Annotated in this window: 21 protein-coding genes and 1 pseudogene; 16 read left to right on the top strand and 6 right to left on the bottom strand. The window is 28.9% G+C overall.

Translation table 11 applies throughout. From position 1 onward, the window contains the following. Positions 1 to 229: IS1/IS1595 family N-terminal zinc-binding domain-containing protein (locus tag BM119_RS17180; protein WP_341465762.1), on the bottom strand; the 229-nt coding region annotated here is incomplete at its 3' end. A gap of 121 nt (positions 230 to 350) precedes the next feature. Here BM119_RS17180 and BM119_RS17175 point away from each other — a divergent pair. The 5 genes from BM119_RS17175 (at position 351) to BM119_RS17155 (ending at position 4992) form a co-directional block, all read left to right on the top strand. Then, complete coding sequence (locus BM119_RS17175) at positions 351 to 1160, top strand: sugar phosphate isomerase/epimerase family protein (protein WP_090042951.1); 810 nt, start codon at positions 351 to 353, stop codon at positions 1158 to 1160. 433 nt (positions 1161 to 1593) lie between these two features. After that, the gene (locus tag BM119_RS17170) at positions 1594 to 2343 is read left to right on the top strand and encodes a nitroreductase family protein (protein WP_090042950.1); all 750 of its coding nucleotides are present in this window, start codon (positions 1594 to 1596) and stop codon (positions 2341 to 2343) included. Positions 2344 to 2607: 264 nt separating this feature from the next. Then, positions 2608 to 3435, top strand: a complete 828-nt coding sequence (locus BM119_RS17165; protein ID WP_090042949.1) for an amidohydrolase family protein — start codon at positions 2608 to 2610, stop codon at positions 3433 to 3435. Positions 3436 to 3674: 239 nt separating this feature from the next. Next, positions 3675 to 4196, top strand: a complete 522-nt coding sequence (locus tag BM119_RS17160) for a DUF2798 domain-containing protein (protein ID WP_090042948.1) — start codon at positions 3675 to 3677, stop codon at positions 4194 to 4196. 250 nt (positions 4197 to 4446) lie between these two features. Continuing rightward, positions 4447 to 4992: a GNAT family N-acetyltransferase gene (locus tag BM119_RS17155; RefSeq protein ID WP_090042947.1), complete on the top strand. Its 546-nt coding sequence runs from the start codon at positions 4447 to 4449 to the stop codon at positions 4990 to 4992. Between the two features lie 89 nt (positions 4993 to 5081). On the opposite strand, the gene pyk is transcribed toward BM119_RS17155, so the two are convergent. After that, the gene (pyk, locus tag BM119_RS17150; protein ID WP_090042946.1) at positions 5082 to 6503 is read right to left on the bottom strand and encodes a pyruvate kinase; all 1422 of its coding nucleotides are present in this window, start codon (positions 6501 to 6503) and stop codon (positions 5082 to 5084) included. 185 nt (positions 6504 to 6688) lie between these two features. On the opposite strand from pyk, the gene BM119_RS17145 reads away from it, so the two are divergent. From BM119_RS17145 to BM119_RS17125, 5 genes are all read left to right on the top strand, one after another. Next, a complete protein-coding gene (locus BM119_RS17145) occupies positions 6689 to 7249 on the top strand; it encodes a sigma-70 family RNA polymerase sigma factor (RefSeq protein WP_090042945.1) in 561 nt (186 codons plus the stop codon). A gap of 2 nt (positions 7250 to 7251) precedes the next feature. Further along, the gene (locus BM119_RS17140) at positions 7252 to 8619 is read left to right on the top strand and encodes a DUF4179 domain-containing protein (protein WP_090042944.1); all 1368 of its coding nucleotides are present in this window, start codon (positions 7252 to 7254) and stop codon (positions 8617 to 8619) included. A gap of 657 nt (positions 8620 to 9276) precedes the next feature. Further along, positions 9277 to 10272, top strand: coding sequence for a helix-turn-helix transcriptional regulator (locus BM119_RS17135; protein ID WP_090042943.1), 996 nt, complete (start codon positions 9277 to 9279; stop codon positions 10270 to 10272). Between the two features lie 182 nt (positions 10273 to 10454). Further along, positions 10455 to 12275, top strand: coding sequence for an ABC transporter ATP-binding protein (locus BM119_RS17130; RefSeq protein ID WP_090042942.1), 1821 nt, complete (start codon positions 10455 to 10457; stop codon positions 12273 to 12275). Continuing rightward, positions 12259 to 13992 carry an ABC transporter ATP-binding protein gene (locus BM119_RS17125; RefSeq protein ID WP_090042941.1) on the top strand — a complete coding sequence of 578 codons (1734 nt, stop codon included), beginning with the start codon at positions 12259 to 12261 and terminating at the stop codon, positions 13990 to 13992. The genes BM119_RS17130 and BM119_RS17125 overlap by 17 nt, the downstream gene beginning before the upstream one ends. A 219-nt stretch (positions 13993 to 14211) precedes the next feature. On the opposite strand, the gene BM119_RS17120 is transcribed toward BM119_RS17125, so the two are convergent. Next, the gene (locus tag BM119_RS17120) at positions 14212 to 15474 is read right to left on the bottom strand and encodes an FtsW/RodA/SpoVE family cell cycle protein (RefSeq protein WP_177199478.1); all 1263 of its coding nucleotides are present in this window, start codon (positions 15472 to 15474) and stop codon (positions 14212 to 14214) included. Further along, positions 15474 to 15806: a PadR family transcriptional regulator gene (locus BM119_RS17115; RefSeq protein ID WP_090042939.1), complete on the bottom strand. Its 333-nt coding sequence runs from the start codon at positions 15804 to 15806 to the stop codon at positions 15474 to 15476. Before BM119_RS17115 ends, BM119_RS17120 begins: the two co-directional genes overlap by 1 nt. Before the next feature lie 253 nt (positions 15807 to 16059). Between BM119_RS17115 and BM119_RS17110 the strand changes: the two genes are divergently transcribed. Further along, positions 16060 to 16365 (top strand): hypothetical protein, encoded by a 306-nt coding sequence (locus BM119_RS17110; RefSeq protein WP_090042938.1) that lies wholly within the window; start codon positions 16060 to 16062, stop codon positions 16363 to 16365. Positions 16366 to 16410: 45 nt separating this feature from the next. Next, positions 16411 to 16686, top strand: a complete 276-nt coding sequence (locus tag BM119_RS17105; protein WP_090042937.1) for a DUF4097 family beta strand repeat-containing protein — start codon at positions 16411 to 16413, stop codon at positions 16684 to 16686. A 252-nt stretch (positions 16687 to 16938) separates the two neighbouring features. Here the strand turns inward: BM119_RS17105 and BM119_RS17100 are convergent, their stop codons facing one another. After that, positions 16939 to 17157, bottom strand: a complete 219-nt coding sequence (locus tag BM119_RS17100) for a hypothetical protein (RefSeq protein ID WP_090042936.1) — start codon at positions 17155 to 17157, stop codon at positions 16939 to 16941. Between the two features lie 930 nt (positions 17158 to 18087). Between BM119_RS17100 and abc-f the strand changes: the two genes are divergently transcribed. The 4 genes from abc-f to BM119_RS17085 all read left to right on the top strand — a co-directional run bounded on the left by abc-f (position 18088) and on the right by BM119_RS17085 (position 21770). Further along, positions 18088 to 20112 carry a ribosomal protection-like ABC-F family protein gene (abc-f, locus tag BM119_RS17095; RefSeq protein ID WP_090042935.1) on the top strand — a complete coding sequence of 675 codons (2025 nt, stop codon included), beginning with the start codon at positions 18088 to 18090 and terminating at the stop codon, positions 20110 to 20112. Between the two features lie 322 nt (positions 20113 to 20434). Next, the gene (locus BM119_RS17090; protein WP_090042934.1) at positions 20435 to 20998 is read left to right on the top strand and encodes a GNAT family N-acetyltransferase; all 564 of its coding nucleotides are present in this window, start codon (positions 20435 to 20437) and stop codon (positions 20996 to 20998) included. Positions 20999 to 21086: 88 nt separating this feature from the next. Then, a complete protein-coding gene (locus BM119_RS19660; protein WP_242948456.1) occupies positions 21087 to 21242 on the top strand; it encodes a hypothetical protein in 156 nt (51 codons plus the stop codon). Between the two features lie 51 nt (positions 21243 to 21293). Beyond that, the gene (locus tag BM119_RS17085) at positions 21294 to 21770 is read left to right on the top strand and encodes a DUF4829 domain-containing protein (protein ID WP_090042933.1); all 477 of its coding nucleotides are present in this window, start codon (positions 21294 to 21296) and stop codon (positions 21768 to 21770) included. 290 nt (positions 21771 to 22060) lie between these two features. On the opposite strand, the pseudogene BM119_RS20290 reads toward BM119_RS17085, so the two are convergent. Then, positions 22061 to 22187, bottom strand: a pseudogene (locus tag BM119_RS20290) (IS256 family transposase); the annotation flags it as partial.

Raw genomic sequence — 22187 nt, 5'->3', positions numbered from 1 at the left:
TATTACATTTATAACGATTGTAATATTTATAAGAATGATGTAAGTATGTACCCTTACCACACATAGGACATTTAGGATAATTTAATTTAGGTAATCCGTCGCCATCGCCTAAGGCGAATTGACGCTTACATTGTGTACACTGATACTTTTGATTAGCCTGCTTATTCAAACCAAACTTATACAATTTATTAGAATGGCAGCGAGGACATTTTATATTAGCTTTGTTCATTGTTCTTCTCTCCTTTTAAGGGGGTATTATTTTGTTTCGCAAACTTATTGTATTTCCTTAGGTTGAGAAGATCAATGTTCATATAACTTAACAGATCGATTAAATTTATAGGGGGGGTTCTATGAACATATCAATTTCAACTGGGTTGTATTATAAAAAGAATTATATAGAAATTTTAGACTTGATAAAGAAAACAGGTGCTAAAAGTATAGAACTATTTTTAAATCAAGCTTTTGAGGGAGTGTCAACTGAAGATATAAAGAAAGCAATTAATGAAAGAGGACTGAGTATAGCAAGTATTCATACTCCTTTAGAATTTATAGCTTTTCCTAAAAGAGAAAGTGAAGAATATTGGATTAACAAATCTTGTGAAATGGCAAGGGCTTTAGATGCTAAATTAATAGTTACACATATGGTATTAGGTGAATATTTTGAGGAATTATTCCAAGGATTAGACAATATTCATAAAGAAAATTTAAATAAATATTGTAATAAAAGTGATATTATTATAACCACAGAAAATATACCTAACTATACAGAAAATAAATTTTTAGGAGATATGGATGAATTTAAGCAATATATTAAGAAAAACAATATTCCTATAACTTTTGATGTAACACATTGTGGGGCAAGTAACTTGCCGTTAATTGAAACATTTGATGAAGTAAAAGAGTTTGTTAAAAATATTCATTTGAGTGATTTTGGAAATGGAAATGAACATAAGCTTTTGGGTGATGGGGAATTAAATATAAAAGAGTTTCTTGAGTACTTAGTAAAAGAAAATTATCAAGGGAAAATAACATTAGAGTTAGATTTTGAAAATAAAAGTAGAAATGATATTAATAGTTTAGAAGATGCAGAAAAAAGATTAAGAGAATCTTATTTGTATATTAATAACATAATTAATTTAAGATACGAAAATGATATATAAATATTTATAGAGCTTTAGATTTTAAAGGCAATCAGTGAGCAGTGGTGCTTACTAATTGCCTTTTATTTTATAGATTTAAGTTGAAAGTGAAGGAAAATATCTATGACCTTAATTAATCTGATACAGCCTTTTAAATTATATTTTTATATACTGGATGAATGTTTTTTGTAAATTGCCAATATTGATATAATTAAAAATATCACTAGACACAGAAACTTAAAATAAGGTTCAATGATAAACATAATAATACTTACGTGTTTTTGGTCTACCTCCAACCATGGTGTTAAGATCAGAGTATTATTTTGATTTTACGGATTACAATATTATATTGTCTATATCTTAATTATATCAAAAATAGGCATAAATTAACAGTCTGTTAATTGGAAACGATATCAAGTATACTTAGAGGATAATTTGTTAGGGGGAATGTTGAGTGAGTAATGCTGTAATTGAGTGTTTAAAAAATCACAGGTCCATAAGAAATTTTGAGAAGAAGAAGATTGAAAAAAAGGTTTTAGATGAAATATTAGAATCAGGAATTAGGGCTGCAAATGGAGGAAATTTGCAAGGGTATTCATTAGTTGTAATAGATGACCAGGATAAAATGAAGGAGTTAGGAATATATGATACACCACTTGTAATAATAGCATTGGCAGACGTTTATAGAAATAAAAAGTGGTTTGAGACCTTTGGAGAAAAGGAAACACCTGTAAATACAACTTATAGCTTTTTCATAAATAATTGGGATGCTTTAATTTGTCTTCAAAATATTGTGGTAGCAGCAGAAAGCTTAGGAGTTGGAACCTATTACAATGGAAATGTAACATCTATGGATGTAAAAAGCGTTATTAATAATCCAAAGTATACTTTTCCAGCAGGGATGGTTTGTTTAGGATATCCAAAGAATGAGGGCAGACTTTTAGACAGATTACCAATGGAGGCTGTAGTTCATTATAATTCATACAAAATTCCAACAGAACAGGATATAAAGAAGTGGTATGGGGAAAAAGAGCATTTCTTTCAAACTAGAAATACAGAGAAAAGACTTCAAGAGTTTAAAAATAGTGGAATTTTTAACTTAGCCGAGGCTTATTCTAAAAATAAATTTAAGAAGGATGAGTTGGATGAATTAAGTGAGGGTATAAAAAGAAATATTACGCAATCAGGATATGACGTATTATAATATGGAGTTTAGAATTATGTATAATGAAGTGTATCATAAGTAAGTGCAGTTTTTAGCCTTAGGTATTGATATTACTTACTTAAGGCTATTTTTATAAGTGCAAATACCGTATCACAAGTAACAATGTATTTACAAAATATGTTATAATAAAAAAAGCAAATAAGGTTAAAGTGAAAGATAAATTACAAGTTTGTAGGGGGAATTTGTAACATGAGATGAAGCTAAAAATTAATCAGTTAACATATATAAAAGGGGGAATTTTAAATGGGGAATAAATCAAGGTGGAGAAGTGTAAAAAAAATTGATGCTCACATTCATCTCTTTCCTGATAAGATGTGCAAAGATTACCATGGTGATGATCTTTGGGGTCATGTTGGTGTTGATTATTATTTGCCACTCATGGAAAAATACAATATAGAAAAGGCAATAGTATTACCAATCAATGCAAGGTATGATATGGGGGCAGATGATGTAAATAAGTGGCTTGGTAGCGTTGTATCCCAAAATCCAAATAAGTTTATTGCATTTGCAGATATTCAGCCTGAGGGAGCAAAGTTTATCAATCTCTCACCTTATTATTTGGAAAAGGCTGTTAAAGAATATGGATTGAAGGGATTAAAAATTCACCCCACTAATTTACAAATGGATGCAGACGATTTGCAGTTTGTTCCTGTTTTAAGAAAAGCTGCAGAGCTGAAGGTACCCGTTCTCTGTCACAGTTATCCGAGTAGGTGGGGATTTTATGATAATTGTTCTCCTGCAAAAATCAGCAGGATGATTCGCATTTTTCCTGACGTAAAATTTATTACGGCACATCTTGGCGGAATGCAATATTTAGATGCCCTAGCAGGATGTACTTATGTTGATACATCATATGTAGTTCCAGAATTTATAAAACTATTTGGGGTTGAACAGACAAACAGAATACTGCGAGCATTTGGTGTGGATCGTTTGATATTTGGTTCAGACTTCCCTCAAGCGAAAGATTACGAAATGCAGTTTGAAGCCCTTGATCAAATGGATTTTACAGATGAAGAAATAGAAAAAATTGCTTATAAAAATATCTTGGAATTATTGAATGAATCTAAATAATCACAATGCCATATGAAAGAATTCATATGGCTTTTTCTTCGTGCTTTATTCTTTTTAATTAAAATAAGAAAAGAGGATATTATATTAAGTTTAGAAAAATCTAAAAAAATAAAATTAGGGTATTACATCAATGAAGATATTTATGCTATACTGTGAAAGTCAATGCGTTGTACCGACGGTCATACCACTTGTCGTCGATATAGCGCATTTTTTATTTAAGTAAAAACAAGGAGGATATTATGGAAAAATGTATGCCTAGAAATGGAAAAGAAGGTTTGATTTATGGGGGTGTTATATGTGCATTGACTTGCATATTTATGGCAACCATGAATATTTGTATTAACATGGGTGGAGTGTCAGGAAAAGCTATAGTTACTTCATTAAAAGCATTTCCATTAGTTTTTATAATTGCCATGTTACTTGAAATGTTTGTTGTGGGGAAGATAGCTGATAAACTAACGAATATTTTTAGTTCACCAACAGATAGTTTTAATGCTCATATTCTGTTTAGGACATTTTTTACCGTTATTGGTATGTCCATTATTATGACAATTGTGGGAGGAATTTTAGCAAGTGGATTTAAGTTGGAAGTCATTAAAGAGTTCCCACTTGGCTGGCCACGTAATTTTTGTGTAGTTATATTTTTAGAATTACTTATTGTACAGCCTATTGCAAGAAATGTGATGAGGATAATACATAAAAATCAAGAAAAATATGAAACCAAGAATGAAACTGATTCGGATGATAGGTTAAGTGTATAGAAATAAAAATGTTTTGGGCAATGAATAATCTATTATTATGATGAAATAGTTACAAGTAGAATGATAAGAAGTATCTAAATAGGTACTTCTTATTTTAAACAAAAGAACTTGTTGTATAAGTGAGTTTTTTTATTGGGTATTAATATTACTATTTTTGTTAAAATATTCATGGCAATATAGGTTTCATTAAATAAAAGGATTATAATAAAATAATATATTTAAAATAAAGGTGTATTGGTCGGAGGGGAAAATGAAAATAAAAACACAAAGATTGGAGTTAAAGGATTATAATAAAACTGATTTAGAAAATATATTTAAATTGAAATCATGTAAAGAAGTATGGAAATACTCAACATATGATGCAATTAACACTTATGATGAAGCAGAGCTTGAACTTAATAAATTAATTAGCATAAACAAGGAAAATCCCTATGTTTTTAAAGGGTTATATTTATACAATACAAATACTTATATTGGTGAAGCTGGTATTATATCTTATAATAAAAATGCAAATCGATGTGTTGTTGGATATAATATATTGCCTGAATATTGGAACAATGGATATGCAACTGAAATAACAAGAGCAATTATAAAATATGCTTTTGAAATATTGAAGGTACAACGTGTAGAAGCATTAGCTCAGGAGGAAAATATTGGATCAAGAAGGGTTTTAGAGAAGTCTGGATTGATACTAGAAGGAATATTAAAAAATTTTGCTTATATAAGGGGTATGTATGTTAATGTTTGCTATTATGGTGTAGTTTTGCAAGAATATAATGTACAAGATCTCAAATAAATATATATTATTATAGTGATTAGAGAACTTATATCTATATCAAATAGGTATAAGTTCTTTTAAATAGTCTGGAAATTTTCAACTACTTGCTACTTAATAATTTCAACCTTAAGCATATTTGTTGTACCAGAATGGTGAATAGGTACTCCAGCAGCTATTACTACTAAATCACCTTTCTTAACATACTTAGCTTCTAGTAATTTTTTTATAGATTCCTCAATTAGTTCATCTGTGGAACCAATATTGTCTGATAATAAGCATGTTACACCCCAATTTAATGCCAATGATCTTGCTACTTTTTCATTTGGAGTAACAGCAATTATTGGACATTCTGGCCTATGCTTTGATACTATCTTGGCTGTGCTTCCACTTTGAGTGTAAGCTATTATTGCAGAAGCATTAAGTTCATCAGCAGTTATACAAGTTGATAGACTTATTGCATCAGATATAGTGGTTATGTTTGATTTTTTCTTTTTATTTAAACGATAAGTATAGTCGATATTAGATTCAGCAGTTTGAGCTATCTTTGCCATAGTTTGTGCAGCGTCTACAGGATAGGCACCATTTGCACTTTCACCACTAAGCATTATTGCATCAGTTCCATCAAATATAGCATTGTATATATCTGTTGCTTCTGCCCTTGTTGGTCTAGGATTTCTTATCATAGAATCTAACATTTGAGTAGCTGTTATAACTGGCTTTCCAGCCTTATTACATTTTTTTATTATCATTTTTTGGATTAAAGGAACCTGTTCTAAAGGAACTTCTACTCCCATGTCACCTCTAGCTACCATTATTCCATCAGATACCTTAATAATTTCATCAATATTATTTATACCTTCATGATTTTCTATTTTTGAAATTATTTTAATATGTTCTCCACCATTAGATTCTAATATTTTTCTTATGGATAAAACATCATCAGGTTTTCTTATAAAGGATGCAGCTACTATATCAATATCCATTTTGCATCCAAAGATTAAATCTTCCTTATCTTTATCTGTTATAGCAGGGATACTTACTGAAACATTTGGTACATTTATGCCTTTATGATTTTCTATAAAGCCAGTATTATCAGCTATACAGTGAATTTTCTTTCCTTCTATAGATTCAACAGTTAATTCTAAAAGACCGTCATCTACTAAAAGCTTATTTCCTACAGTAACGTCTTTATATAATTCACTATAACTAATTGAACATTGATTTTCATCTCCAAGTATTTCTTCACCGCATAGTATAGTGAAGTTTGAACCTTTTAGTAATTGTACTTTATCACCTTTAAAATTATGAGTTCTTATTTTGGGACCTTTTATATCCATGATTATAGCTATATGTTTATTATATTTTTGTCTTAGTTTTTTAATAAGATCCATTTTGGTTTTATGTTCTTCATGAGTGCCATGAGAAAAATTAAGTCTTGCAGCACTCATGCCAGTTTCTATTAATTTACATAAAGTTTCCTCACTTTCGCTAGAAGGACCTATAGTAAAAACCATTTTAGTTTTTTGCATGTTAATAATCTCCTCATCTTTTTTATATTCAACTACCATTATTATTACACAGAGGAGTATATTTTATTTTCTTCCATCCAATTTATTTTCTTAGAAGGTATAATAAATATGCTAACTTTTTTCTTTATTACCGTTGTATAGAGTGTAAGAAATATTTAGCAATATAGAAATGAGGAATAAATTGTATGAATACAAATAATAAAAATTTTATAAGGAGACTACAAAAAGGAAAAGAAGATGCCTTGGAGTGGACTTATGATGAATACATACCTTTGGTGAAAAGTATTGTTTGTAAAGTTCTCAATAGATTTGAGGATAATGGGGTTATAGAAGAATGCGTAAATGATGTTTTTGTAAGTGTTTGGAATAATTCTAAAAAGTTTAAGGGAGATGAAGGTAATTTTAAAAGATGGATATGCTCCATAGCTAAGTTTAAAGCAATTGACTATTATAGAGAAATAGTAAAAAAATCTGAACAGGCTTTAGATTCAATTGAATTATTAGAGAGAAATACTTTAGAAGAAGAAATATTAATATCTGAAAATAAAAATCAGGTTATGAAACTGTTAAATGAACTTGAAGAAACAGATAGAAAGATATTTATAATGAAGTATTTCTTAGGATTAAAAGCTGAGGAAATTGGGAAAAAGCTTAATTTAACTAAATCATCAATTGATAGTAGGTTGTATAGAAATAAGAAGAAGCTAAAGGAAAAAGCAGTTAAATTTCAGTTGGAGGTTATATAACTATGAAGGATATATATGAATTATTAAATGATATTGATATAGACTTTGATCACATTGAGAAAGTAGAATTAAGTGAAATAGAAAGACAAAGAGGAAAGAAAAAATTAATGAACTCAATAAAAAAGAAGAAAATTAATACAAAGAAAATATGTGTAGCAGCTGCAGCTATTGCTGTAATAGGGGTTACATCTATAACTATAAGCAATCCGACCTTTGCTAAAAACATACCTTTTATAGGTAATTTGGTACAAAATCAGTTAATAAGCACAAATGTAGAGTATGAGAATTACATGAATATCCTAGGACAAACTAAATCAAATGAAGGAATAGATGTAACCTTTGAAAATGCAATAGTAGATAATAATATTCTTTTCCTAAGTTTTGTTGTTAAAAATAATAATGAACCAATAAGTGAAAAATTCCTTGAAGCAATGTTAGTGGGAAGTAATATAAAAATTAATAATGAAAATATAAATGCAAGTGGAAGTTCTTCACATGAAATAATAGATGAAAATACTGTTAGAATTTTAGATCAAATACAATTAAAATATGACGAACTTCCAAAGAATTTTGATGTAGATATAGATGTTTCAAATGTATTTGGAAAAATTGGTGATTGGGGAGTGAAATTCTCAATGGATACTAAAGAAGTTAAGAAAAATACTTATGTAGAGAATATGGATAAAAACTTTGAGGTTAATGGAATAGGTGTTAACGTTAATGAAATAACTATATCTCCATTGACAACTAACATTAAATATTATGTAAAAAATGAAGATGAAAAAATTCACATGGATTTCTTAGTTTTAGATCAGGATGGTAATGAGGTTAAAGGTAGCACTGGACGTAGTACAACTGAGGAATGTGAGGATTTTGTAAAAGGAAGAATTGATTGGAGTATGAATTACATTAGTAATGAAAATATAAAGGAGTTAACCTTGATTCCTATATATTATAATGGAAATAGTTATGATAATAAGGCAGTCAATGATAATAAACAGGTAATAGGTATGAATAATGTTCATCTACAAGACTTTAAGCCACTTGGATTTAAGTTAACAGAGAGTCTTTCAATTGATGTTAATAGTTGTACAGTTGATGGAGATAATTTAATTGTTAAATATGATTATAAATATAATGGTAAAAAAATAGTCAAACCTAGTAATTATGATGACATATTTATAAAATCAAATAATACACTATTAGATCCAATAGAAGATTATGAAACAGGGGAAAAATATAAGGACCGTAATACAAATGTAAGGGTTTATAAAATAGGTGATGCTAAGAACATAGAAATAGGATCTTACAATGAGACGAGTAAAGTGCTATTTGAGAAAGAAGCATTTAAGGCACATTTAAAAAAATAACAAGTCAGTCCTTTAAGAAGGCAATATTAAAAGACTTAGTAGAATGTATGCTTCTGATGATTATGAAATTCTTGAAAAGGAAGAATATGATGACTATTTAAAACGTTTTTTGAACTCTTAAGTAGGTTAAAGAACATAAGAAATAGTTTATAACCTAAAAAATAATAGTAATTTAATAAAAACAGCTAAAATGAAAACTTTAAAATAAGTTAAACGTGGTTTTTGATCATATTGAGAGGATTAAGAAAACTTTAGAAAAACAATGATGAGGAAGCATATTAAGTCTATTGATGAATGTGAAGAAAATTAAATAGACTTAAATGATTAAATAAGAATGTTTCAAAATAAATAAAATTTCATAATGAAATTTTTATTTTTGGAGCATTTTTATTTGGAGCAAATATTGAACAATACATTGGAACAAGAGGTTTAATTTGATATAATGTATTTGAAAATGATTATCATTAATTTTAAGTAGATAAAAAGTCTAATGATTTAAGGAAGGGTCATAGTATGAATAAAAAAGACTTGTTTCAAATTAAGAAAATGATCATAATATTTGAAGAAGGTGATGATTATAAGTAAAATTTAAAATAATGAAGAAAATTTGCAACAAGTAAATGTTCCTAGCAAATAAAAAAACGAGGTGTATTATGTATGATAAAACAGTATGAATACGAAGTTAATAATAAAGAATCTTATGGATGTTCTATTTGTCATGCATTTAATGAAGCTTACAATTCAGATATTACTAATTTTCAATATTCAATTCCAAAGGACGCTGGAAGTGGTGATATTACTAGGATAATTGGATCTAGAGGGATTCGAGTTACTGAGTATAATTTAAATTTTAGAGAACCTATTGAAATACACGGAGTTTCCAGAACACCTCATATGGACATGCTTTTTTGTTTAGGTGATGATATGAATTGGGAATTACCACAAGTGGGTAAAGAGTTTCAACTCCTTTCTGGACAAAGTTATATTGGAACAAGCTGTGAAACAAGAAAAAATAGTATTTATCCTGCAAAAAAAGATATTAAGTTAATTGAAATTAAAATGCCTTTATGTAAAATACAGGATATCATTGAAAGTATTCAGGCTAGTTGTACTTTATATTGTGGGGCTTCGGAAAGTATGATTTATGGTAAATATAAAGTAACACCATCCATTCAAGTAATTCTTCAGCAAATACTTAAGTGTCCGTATCAAGATACTATAAAACAGCTTTATATAGAAGGAAAGCTATTAGAACTTGTTGCTGTATATTTAAATGAGGTTGTTTATGAAACAGAGAGGATGCCTAGTAAGGTAAATATATCATCAGAAGATTTACATTGTATTTATCGGGCAAAAGATATACTGGATGAAAATATATATGAAACCCCTTCTATAACCTGTATCTCAAAATGCATACTATTGAATGAGTACAAGCTTAAAAAAGGATTTAAAGAGATTTATGGAGTACCTATGCATACTTATGTTATAAATAAAAGATTAGAAAATGCTAAGTTTTTATTAGAACAAAAAAATCTAACTGTTAGCCAGGTGGCAGTTAAAGTTGGTTATTTAAATATGAGTCATTTTGCAGCTGCATTTAGAAAAAAATATGGTGTTAATCCTAAAGAATATATGAATGATGTTAAAAAATAACAAGTCAGTATGATAGTCTATTTCGTGTCATACTGACTTGTTATTTTCTTTCATGTGCCTTAATACATTTTAATCTTGTAATCAATATAATTCTAATTTGGGTGAAAATAATCCTGATTTGGGCAGAGAAACAATGGAGATTATTTTATACTTTATATTAACTTAAGAAAGAGGTGATTTATATGAATACTAAGAAAAAGGGCATTCCAAGACTTTTGGAAATTGCCGGAGAAAAACGGGGATTGCTTATTGGCTCATCTATTTTGTCAGCCATAAGTGCTATTTTAATGCTGCTGCCATACATTGCAGTTTATTTTATAATGGCGGAACTTTTAAAAAATGCTTCTAATCTAACAGGAGCTCATAGTTCATATATGATGAAATGGGGCATGGTGGCTCTTGGAGGATTATTAGGAGGAGTTATTTTTATATATGGATCTGGACTTATGTCTCATGCAGCTGCATATCGTATTTTGTACAGATTACGTGTGCGACTTTCTGCACATATAGGGAAACTACCACTAGGTTATTTAAGTAATACATCAACAGGGATTATTAAGAAGACATTTGAACAAAACATTGGAAAAATAGAAACTTTTGTAGCTCACCAATTGCCAGATATGGTCAATGTACTCATAACAGGGGTTGTTATTATTATACTTATGTTAACTATAAATCCACTGCTTACGATTGCGGCTATGATTCCACCAATTTTAGGATTCTATATACAGATGAAAAAACGTAGTGGGCAAGCTGCCAAGGAAAGTGCTAAGAGTTACTATGATGCTCTTGAAAGAATAAGTACTTCTACAACTCAGTATGTAAAAGGAATTCCTGTGGTTAAGGTCTTTGGAAGAACAGTACGTTCATTTCGTAAGTTTTATGATGATATGATTGCTTACAGGGATTATTGTGTACAATACACAGATCATTTTCAAAACACTTATATTTCTGCAAAGATTTTGCTTAATTCAACACTTATTATGATTTTACCAGTTGGTATTTTATTGATTGGCAAACAAGGAACAAACTTATCCTTAACACAGACTATTTTATTTTTTATTATCATTGCACCGGCTATGGCTTCTCCTATGTCAAAATTTATGGGTTTTGCTTCTGCTTTAGGAGATATTTCAGAAGGAGTGGCAAGAATTGATGATATATTTTCACAGAAAACAATGGAAGAACCCAAATATCCTAAACTTCCATCTTTATATAATTTAGAATTTAAAAATGTTTCTTTTTCTTATAATGCAGAGGATGAATCTACACGAAAAGAAGCACTTACAGGAATTAGCTTTAAGGCAAAACAGGGGTCAATTACGGCACTTGTAGGACCATCTGGATCTGGAAAGTCTACAGTTGCAAACCTTATTCCAAGATTTTGGGATATTCAGCAGGGAAAAATATCTATTGGAGGAGTAGACATTAGAGATATTAAAACCAATGAACTTATGAATCTAGTATCTTTTGTTTTTCAAGATACATTCCTATTCAATGATACTGTATTTGAAAATATACGATTAGGTAGACCTTCTGCAACAAAGGAAGAGGTTTATGCAGCTTCAAAGGCAGCACAGTGTCATAAATTTATTGAAAAGCTGGAAAATGGTTATGAAACTATTGTTGGAGGAGGAGATATGCATTTTTCAGGTGGAGAAAAACAAAGGATTTGTGTAGCCAGAGCAATTCTTAAGAATACTCCAATTCTTGTTTTAGATGAAGCTACAGCTTTTGCTGATCCAGAAAATGAGTATAATATGCAGCTTGCATTAAGAGAGCTAATAAAGAACAAAACAGTAATTATGATTGCACATCGTCTTACAACAATTCAAGATGCAAATCAAATTATTGTTATGAATCAAGGAAAAATTGTGGAGCAAGGAGACCATAATATATTAATTGATAAAGAAGGACTTTATAAAAAATTATGGGATGCCTATACTATGGCTTCAAATTGGGGACTTGGAAAAGGAGTAGATTTAAATGAAAATTTTCTATAATATCACAGGGGGAAAACCTAAAAAACTTATGAAGCCTATAGGATTTACTATATTGGCAAACATCATAGACATGTTACCATTTGCTTTCGCAATATTCTTTTTGCAGCTTCTTTTTGAGCCATTCGTTACCCCAGGTACAGCCATTAATACAGCAAAGCTTTGGAGTACTTTTATAGGTCTTATAATAGCAATGGCAATTATGTTTATAGCGGAAATTCCAGCATACCGTCATTCTTATAGGGATGCTTATATGACTGCAGCTGAAGGTAGAGCTGAGCTTGCAGAACATTTACGTAAATTACCTATTGGTTATCTTACAGCTCAGGATTCAGGGATTTTAAGTAATATGATGATGGCTGATTTTACCATGATAGAGCATGGTATGTCTCACGTAGTGCCTAGTTTGATTGGTGCATTAGTTACACCAGTAATTGCATTTATAAGTCTTGCATTTATAGACTGGCGTATGTCTATTGCTATGTTTGCTGCAATGCCTTTGGTGCTACTTATTATTTTAGGAACTGCAAAACTTCAAAAAACATTTGGTAAAGGTGTCAATGATGCAAATGTAAATGCAGGAAACAGGTTAGAGGAATATTTAGAAGGTATTCGCGTTATAAAATCTTGTAATATGACAGGTGAACATTCTCATAATTTAGAGAAAGCTTTTAGAGAATTAATGAAGCAAAGTATAAAAATGGAGGGGCTTTTACAGTCCATTATACTCACAGTAACACCACTTTTGCGTGCTGGACTTACTATTATGATTTATGTGGGTAGTTATCTCTTACTAGGTGGTTCACTTTCTATTATGGTATTTGCTACATTTTTAATAATAGGTACTAGAATTTTTGACCCATTATCAGAAGCAATTATAAATTTCACAGTATTACGCTATGGCGCACAATCAGGTGAACGTATTACAGAATTTATGACAGAACCAGTGATGAATGGTACACAGTCACCTCCAGAAGGTAATGATATTGTTTTTGAGAAGGTTTCCTTTGCATATAAAAATAATCAGGTCCTTAAAGATATTTCAATTAGTATGAAAGCAGGAACACTTACTGCACTAGTAGGACCATCTGGTAGTGGTAAAAGCACAATTTTAAAGCTTGCAGCACGTTTTTATGACCCAATGGAAGGACGTGTACTTTTAGGGGGACGGGATATGAAAGATATAGAACCTGAAGAACTTTTTAAGAGAATTTCTATGGTGTTTCAAGATGTATACTTGTTCCAAGATACTATTGGCAATAACATGCGTTTTGGAAGAGAAGATGCTACGCAACTTGAGTTAGAAGAGGTTGCAAGAAAAGCATGTTGTCATGATTTTATAATGAATCTACCAAAAGGATATGACACACTAGTTGGGGAAGGTGGATGTACACTATCTGGTGGTGAAAAACAAAGAATTTCTATTGCAAGAGCTATATTAAAAAATGCACCAATTGTTCTTTTAGATGAAGCTACAGCATCTCTTGATCCTGAAAATGAAGTTGATGTTCAAAAGGCAATTAATGAATTAATTAAAGAAAGAACTGTTATTGTAATTGCACATAGATTAAAGACTATCCATGGAGCAGATAATATAATAGTTTTAGATAATGGTCATGTCGTAGAAGAAGGAAAGAATAAAGAATTGCTTGAATTAGATGGTTTGTATTCAAAGTTATGGAATTTACAACAGAAATCTAATAGTTTAAAACTAGTATAACTTATCTGATGGCTACCAACTGTAACACCTCCATCTGAAGGAAGATTCGTTCTGTGAGCTGAAGTATATTATTATATTTAATTCATAAGGAATATAAAAAGATGGATACCCCTGGGTGGTTATTAAAAGAAGTTGTCTTTATAAGGATTTAAGGACAACTTCTTTTAGTTTGGAAAAAGTGAAAAATTTAAAGAGTTAAATATTAATAGATATAATAAATTACTTTGTTAAAATAGGCTGAGAAACAGTTTTACCTTTATAAATATTAGTTATTATTCCTATAACCAATAAATTGAAAACAGCACCAGTACCACCATAACTTATAAAAGGTAATCCAGCTATAGTTAATGGTGCTAAGTTGAAATTCATAAGTATAGTCCATAAAAATTGAACTGTAAAAATACTTACAAAACCGCTTAATAGTAATCTTCCATAACTGTTTTTAACCATAGGAATGAATTTAACTAGTCTTATAATTAGCATTATGAAAACAGATAAGGTTATAATTCCTGCAATCCATCCAAAATAATATATGATAAAGGCAAATGTAAAATCTATATGGAGATTAGGTACTAAATCTGCATTAAAGCTAGATGATTTTCCCAATAATACTGATGAATTTAAAAAAGTATTTAATGTAGAATAGAGAAAATTTCTAGAAGTAAAATCAGTATAACTAATATAATTTAATATTGAAAATACCATTAACGGAATCTGAAGAAAAACATTTAAAACAATATATTTAGTATTTATTTTAGAAGTTTTCATCAATACAATGGTGCATATTAAATAAGTAAATAATATGGATAATGCATTAGTGAAACATATAAACACGCTAGGAATTAAAAATAAAATACTACCAATTAAAATATGGTTTTTCTTTTTGAAATCTAGTTCGTCAATTATTCCTGATAGAGCAATTGTAAGTAAAAATGGACTTATATAAGCAATATTAAAAGTGATACCACCACCAAGATTAAGCCAAGCATTTACACCATTTACTGGACTATTCATAGTAGTAAGGACTAAAAGAATTAAAGTTACTACATACATTCCTTTAGAGTGCAGTTTAAGTTTTCTATAATCTAAGAAGGAACTAATATATAATGTAATAAAGCCTATAAAGCTAAAAAGTAAGGCTTTTTTTAAGAAAGCAGGGTTATTATTTTGCATACCAATGAAGTAAAGAGATAGAATTCCAATAGTAACAAGCATAAATGTTAAAGAAAGCAATTTCCAATCAGCCTTGCATTTATGAACCTTATTAAGTTCAGTTCCTATAGTTAGAGAACTACCCATTTGAGAAATAGCCTTATTTAAAGCGTCTTCTTGATTTAAACCAGAATCTATATAGCTTAAAGTTATTTCTTCAATATGACATAAAAGCTCGTCCTTTATTTCATTGTGAACTCTCTTATTTTTTATTTCAGAGCAAACTTCATCTAAGTAACTTTTAACATTAGGATTACTCATAAAGTCCATTATTTTCCCTCCCATATAACAGTATCTACAGCATTTTTGAATATGTTCCATTCTTCTTTCTTATCTTTTAAGTAGCCTAGTCCTTTGTTTGTAATTCTATAGTATTTTCGTTTTCGTTTTGTTTCTCCTTCTTCCCAGTAAGACTCGATTATTCCATCAGATTCTAAACCATGAAGTATTGGATATAATGTACCTTCTTTAAATGAAAATATTCCACTAGATTTAAGGTCTATTTCATTTATCATTTCGTAGCCGTACATTTCTTTCCTTTGAAGTAAGCTTAATATTAAAATAGATGTACTGCCTTTTATTAGCTCTTTGTTTACAGACATAGTTAAACCTCCTAATAATTATACCTAGATAATCTATGCATAGATTATCTAGGTATAATTATATAACAGCTGCTATAGGAAATCAATAGGGAATTAAGTATATAAAAATGTAAGATAAAAATGTAAATTATTATTTGCATTTTATTTTATATTATAATATATTTGGCATGCGTATTTTAATATAATTTACTTATATTCAAATATAAGTAATATTAGTTTTTTAAAATTAAAGATAAATGATTTAGGAGGGTATATGAAAAAAATAATCTTATGGGTAGTAATTCTTATTGTGATCTTAGCGTCCATAGTTATATTAACATCAAAAGAACAACAAATTGATCAAGAAAAAATATTTAGTATAAATGATAAAACCAAGATAAATGTGAAAACAGATAAAACAAAAGTAATAGTGACTCAAAAAAATATAAATGAAATAAAAGTGAGTTTATCTGGAAAAGAAAAAGTTTCATTTGGAAAGACAGAGTTGGAGGTTAACGAATCAAATGATTCTTTAGACTTACAAATAGGAGGTAAATCCTTAATAGTATTTGAAAAGTAAAATGTATGTTTATATATAGATGTTCCAGAAACTTATAATGGTGATTTGGTTATTGAAACAAATAAAGCTGGAATAAGTTATAGTTGCAAAGAATTAAAAAACAATTTTAAAATAGCAAATGACTTAGGCAAGATAGATGTAGATGTCCCAAGTAACTCTGATTTTGTATTAAATACTAAACGAAGTATTGGCGGAATAAACAATGATTTTGATTCTGATGGAAAAAACTCTAGTAGAAATATTAATGAAAAAATTGGTGATGGAAAATATATGGTAGATATAAGTACAAATATAGGCGAAATAAATATAAATAAAAAATAATAGATTGTTTTGAGGACAATGAAAAAGCTATACTTTCGCATGGTATAGTAGAGAAGTAATAATTAAGGATAATCTATTAGGTGAAGCCATAGAGTTATATGGTAGACTTTATAAAGAAAATGAAGGGTTTTGGTATATATTAGATAATATGGTTTTAGATAGTGAATAAAAGGATTTTTAACTAAATAACATAGGGCATTAATAAAAAAATTCCTTAGGTATGACTATATACATACCTAAGGAATACAAAAATCACCTTTTATATTTCTCATCAATTAACACTTTTACTAAACCTAACACATATAACATAATACCTATTAATACATATGAATTTATAAATCCATTCAATAAAATCTCATAATCACCTAAATTTTTATTATCATATATTATATTAAGCGTTAATCGCCCTAGTGGTGTGCTAAATAATATTAAGATAAATCCGAAAAGAAAATATTTTAGTTGATTCTTCATAAATATCACTTCCCCTATATTTATATAAAAATATTTACATAAGATATAAAATATGGTACGATAATGAAAAAAGATGTTGAAAGGGGATAGTAAGTTATGACACAAGCTAATTGTTAATATTGATTAAGATATAATTTCAAAATTATTTTAATTTAATATGTATTTTATAATGAGTTTTAATTTGCCTAATTATTTTAGGTCTTATTGTTATGCTCTTTATGGAATAAGGCATTTAGAAGGTAACTTACTTTAGGCACATTCAAAAAAATAACATACCAGTATGCTTGTCTATTTTCCGTCATGCTGCGTCACCAAATTCACCTAATAGCATAACTATTAACTGAATTTGTTTCCTTGTTTGACACAAAATATACGACGCATCTTTGGTCTATTATTTTCTTTCATATGCCTTACTGAAATTCAACATTATAATTTATAGGATATTTCAAAATTATATTTTGAAATATTAAGCTAAAGTTTTTAAAGAAGGTTTAGTGGAAAGTATATAAGCATAATAAGAAGAGTTTACTCACATTCGTAGATTTTTGCTTATATTATATTTGGATAAATTATAGTATATATGATTTAATAAGGTTTCTACATTATAGTGTAACGTATGTTTATGTATTACGGTTAATGTAAATGTAGTTTTATTGAAACATATAGAGTAATAAAGGATTTTCAGGCTGTAAGAAGGGGAGCTTCTTACAGTTTTTTTATTTTTAAAGATTAATGACATTTAATAAGAATACATATTCCCTTGTAGAAGTGTATGAGCAGTAATTTATCAATAGGGTAGATTAATTATTTTTAAAGTCGTTAATTGGGCACTTTAGGTGTCAGCTTTAATAAATTATATAAGTTAAGAACTTTCTCTGCCTATCCATTAAGAGACTGAATAGAAATAATGGATGAAAGAAGGAATTTTTTATGTTTGAATTATCATTGATTGGTGTAAAAAAATATATGGATGCAACTCTTGTTCTTAAAAATATAAGTTTTCAAGTGTATTCAGGAGAGAAAGTTGGGATAGTAGGGGTTAATGGAGGGGGAAAGAGTACTATTCTTAAGTTAATAGCAGGAGTAGAGCAAATGAATTACTATCCAGGTTATCCTCAAACTTCAAGCTATGGATATGATGAAGGATTTCTTTGTTTGCCTAGAGAAGCAACATGTGCTTATCTTGAACAAATACCTCAATATGAAGATGGTGTAAAAGTTATTGATGTTTTAAAATTAGCTTTTGATGAGGTTTACAGCATAGAGATTAAAATGCGTGAATTAGAAGAAAAAATGAAGTTTTTAGAAGATGATAATTTAGAAAAAGCTTTGAAGCAGTATAGCGCATTGGTTGAATTATATGAAATTAAAGGTGGATACAATACAGAAGAAAAATTAAGCAAGATTTGTATGGGCTTAAAATTAGATGAAAGCTTTTTAAATAAGGAATTTAATTTATTAAGTGGTGGTGAAAAAACTACGGTTGTGCTTGGTAAACTGCTCATAGATAATCCAGATATATTACTACTAGATGAGCCTACAAATCATCTAGATATGGAGTCAATTGAATGGCTTGAAGTTTATCTTAAGAGTTACAATGGTATTGTAATTATTGTATCTCATGATAGATATTTTTTAGATAATGTGGTAACAAAAATTATAGAAATAGAAGATATGGAAAGTGAGACTTATAAAGGAAATTACTCTGATTTTGCTAGGCAAAAAGAAGAGAATATGCTTGAACAATTTCATCAATATAGGGAACAACAAAAGGAGATTAAGGCTATACAGAACACTATAAAGGAGTTAAGGGATTGGGCAAATAGGGTAGATAATAATAAATTCTTTAAAAGATCTGCCAGCCTACAAAAAAAACTTGATAAAATGAAAAATAGTGACACTGAAAGTGATAGTAGTTATCGAACCAGAGGTCAATATGTAAGAACTGAAAAACCAAAGTTTGAAAGAAACAGTATGAAGCTTAACTTCAAAAAAACTGAAAGATCTGGTAATGAGACAATTAAGGCAGAAGGACTTTCTAAAGCTTTTGAAGATAAGGTTATTTTTAAATATGTAGATTTATTGATTAATTTTGGTGAAAGAGTAGCGTTAATTGGGCCAAATGGTAGTGGTAAAACTACTTTCTTGAAAATGCTTTTAGGTGAAGAAGAGCCTGATGATGGTGTAGTGGACTTAGGTGCTAATGTAAAGGTAGCATATTTGCCGCAGAAAATTACCTTTAAAAATGAGGAACTTACTGTACTAGAGTGTTTCAGAGAAGATATTTCAATACTAGAAGGAAAAGCACGTGAATATTTGTCTAAATTCATGTTCTATGGCAAAAGTGTATTTAAAAAAGTAAAGCATTTATCTGGGGGAGAGAAAATAAGACTAAAGCTTGGTAAGCTATTATATGAAGATGTAAATTTATTGATACTAGATGAGCCTACTAATCATCTTGATATTGACTCAATAGAAACCTTTGAAGAAGCTCTAGAAGAATTTAAAGGAACTGTATTCTTCATATCTCATGATAGATATTTTATTAATAAAATAGGTGAAAGAGTAATTGCTATTGAAGACAATGGTTTTAAAAGTTATCCTGGTAATTATGATTACTATAAAGGGGTTAAAGAAGAATTAAAGCTCAAGGCTATCAACGAGGACATAGCAAAGCTTGAAAAAAATAAGAAATCAAAGAATAATGATGAAAGCAAAAAGAGTAAAAAGGTTAAGGAACCAACAAATATTGATGAAACTAAGAAGAAGGAAGCTGAAAAAGCTAAAGTTGAAACAAGAGTTGAAAATCTTGAAAGAGAAATACAAGAGATTGACTTAGTTATGGCTGACTCAAAGATACATTACGAGGAGCTTAGTAAGTTGTACTCTAAGAAAGAGGAGTTAAGTAAAGAGTTGGATGGAGTTATGGAAGTATGGTTAAGTCTTAACAGTTAATTCTGTATTTTAGATGTTAGTTTTAAAATGAGGTTCCTTACTTTTATGGGAGTGAGGGTAACTTAACTTAATAAAAGAGCTTAAACTTGAAAAGGAAAAGAAGCTTTTACTACTTTTAATTTCACATGATATAATTATGTGAAAAATATACAGGAGAATAAAGTGAAAAATTCACTTAGGGTACCTATGAAGAACCAAAATTAACATAGATAGTTAGAGATTAAAAGTATCATTGAGTTATGTTATAATTTTTTGAATAAGGATATAGCAAAAGAAATCTATTCAACTAATATATAAATTGGAATTTGGAGGATGATATAAAATGATAGATGTATATGAAAAGTGTCCTAAATTTGAAAATCAAAAATATCAACTTAAATTTGTATCCAATGAAGATTGTTTGGATTTGTTGAAAGTATACTCTGATAAAAAAGCGGTGCCAATATTTAATAGTGATAATTGTGGTGGAGATGATTTTTATTATTTTACAAAGCAACGTATGAGAGAGGCTATTGATTATTGGCACTGTGAATATGATAGACAAGGTTTTGTGAGATGGTCAATTACTGATAAAAGTATGAATACTGTAATTGGTACAATAGAATTGTTTCATAGAAAGGCTAAAGATTATTTTACTAACTGTGGATTATTGAGATTAGATTTGCGAAGTGATTATGAAAAAGTAGAAGAAATTGAGAACATCTTATCGTTAATAATTATATCTACATTTGATTTGTTTAACTGTAACAAAGTAGCAACTAAGGCTATAGCCGAAGCAGCAGAAAGAATTATTGCTCTGAAAAAGTTAGGATTTCAGAATACAGATGAAAATTTAATAGGTCATGATGGCACAGAGTATAATTCGTATTTTGTACTTAAGAATTAGGCAAATTCCAATTTGTTCAAGATATTATGCATAGATTGATATGAAGAATATTGGAGTCCTAATCTTCAATACAAAAATCATGGTGATAATGATTGTACAAATTTTGTTTGTGAATGTGCTACAAGAGGGGGCGGAATTCCAGGTAGTACAATGTGTGGTAGGGGGGCTTTTATTTTGTGGCCATTCAAAACCAAGATATAACTATCCTGTATTTACAGCATTTATAGAAAATGGATATAGTTAAATAAGATTACTAAAGTTTTGGTAAGATAAATAAGTTTAGATTGAGGTAATTATGTATTTAAAAAATAATAATAAATTTAAAATTTTAATTTGTATTTTCTTTTTAGCATGTTTAGGGATAATAAGTTTATATGTTTTTAATTCTAAGAAAAATATTGATCCAGTTAACTTGGATGCTTTAGATCCTACTGAAGTAATAGAAAAATACTTTGAATACTATAACATTAAGGATAAAAGAAAAGTTTTATTAACAATGACACCTAAAGATAGTGACTTAGATGTAATTTTTGGATTTAAATATTTAGAATATATTAAAATTATAAATATTGAAGATGCTAATTCGACTCAAAGAGATTCATATATATCAAATGGAATTAGCAAGGAAAATGTTAATGTATTTGAAGTTACATTTGAATCTAAATATTTAATAAATAATCCTCCATGGGAATCAGGAACTCGTTGCATATACTTTGTGTTAATAAGAGACAATGATTCTTCTCCTTGGTTGATAGATGCTATAGGAGAATAAATTTTTGAACTTTAACAAAATGGATATAGCTCAAAACTGATAAAATAAAGGATAAACCCTTGTTGTATAAGGGTTTATCCTTTTATTTTTTAGAGAATATGCATAAGTTTGTGTAATTAAATAAAGACGGGCTTTTTTTAATTGGAAATTACTACTGGATTTTATTGTCAGTAGTAATTTTTATTTTTCAAGGCAATACTAATAATGGGTTAGTGTAACTTTTTATATAGTTATTATTTGCAAAAATAGTAATACTATTCATGATTATTAAAAGTTGTACAAGCTTAATTTTAAACTTCAAATCTTCCTTCAAATAAAATACTAAGTTGAGCTAAAGTACTCGCCCAATGTTGAATTGGTGAAGTCCATTTCTTCATTATCTGCTCTGTTGAAAGATACAGTGACTTCCTTAGGGAA

Source organism: Clostridium frigidicarnis (assembly GCF_900111985.1).
GTDB lineage: Bacteria > Bacillota > Clostridia > Clostridiales > Clostridiaceae > Clostridium_Z > Clostridium_Z frigidicarnis.
The sequence above is the reverse complement of the archived record's forward strand: the minus strand, read 5'-3'. Positions and strand labels throughout refer to the sequence as shown.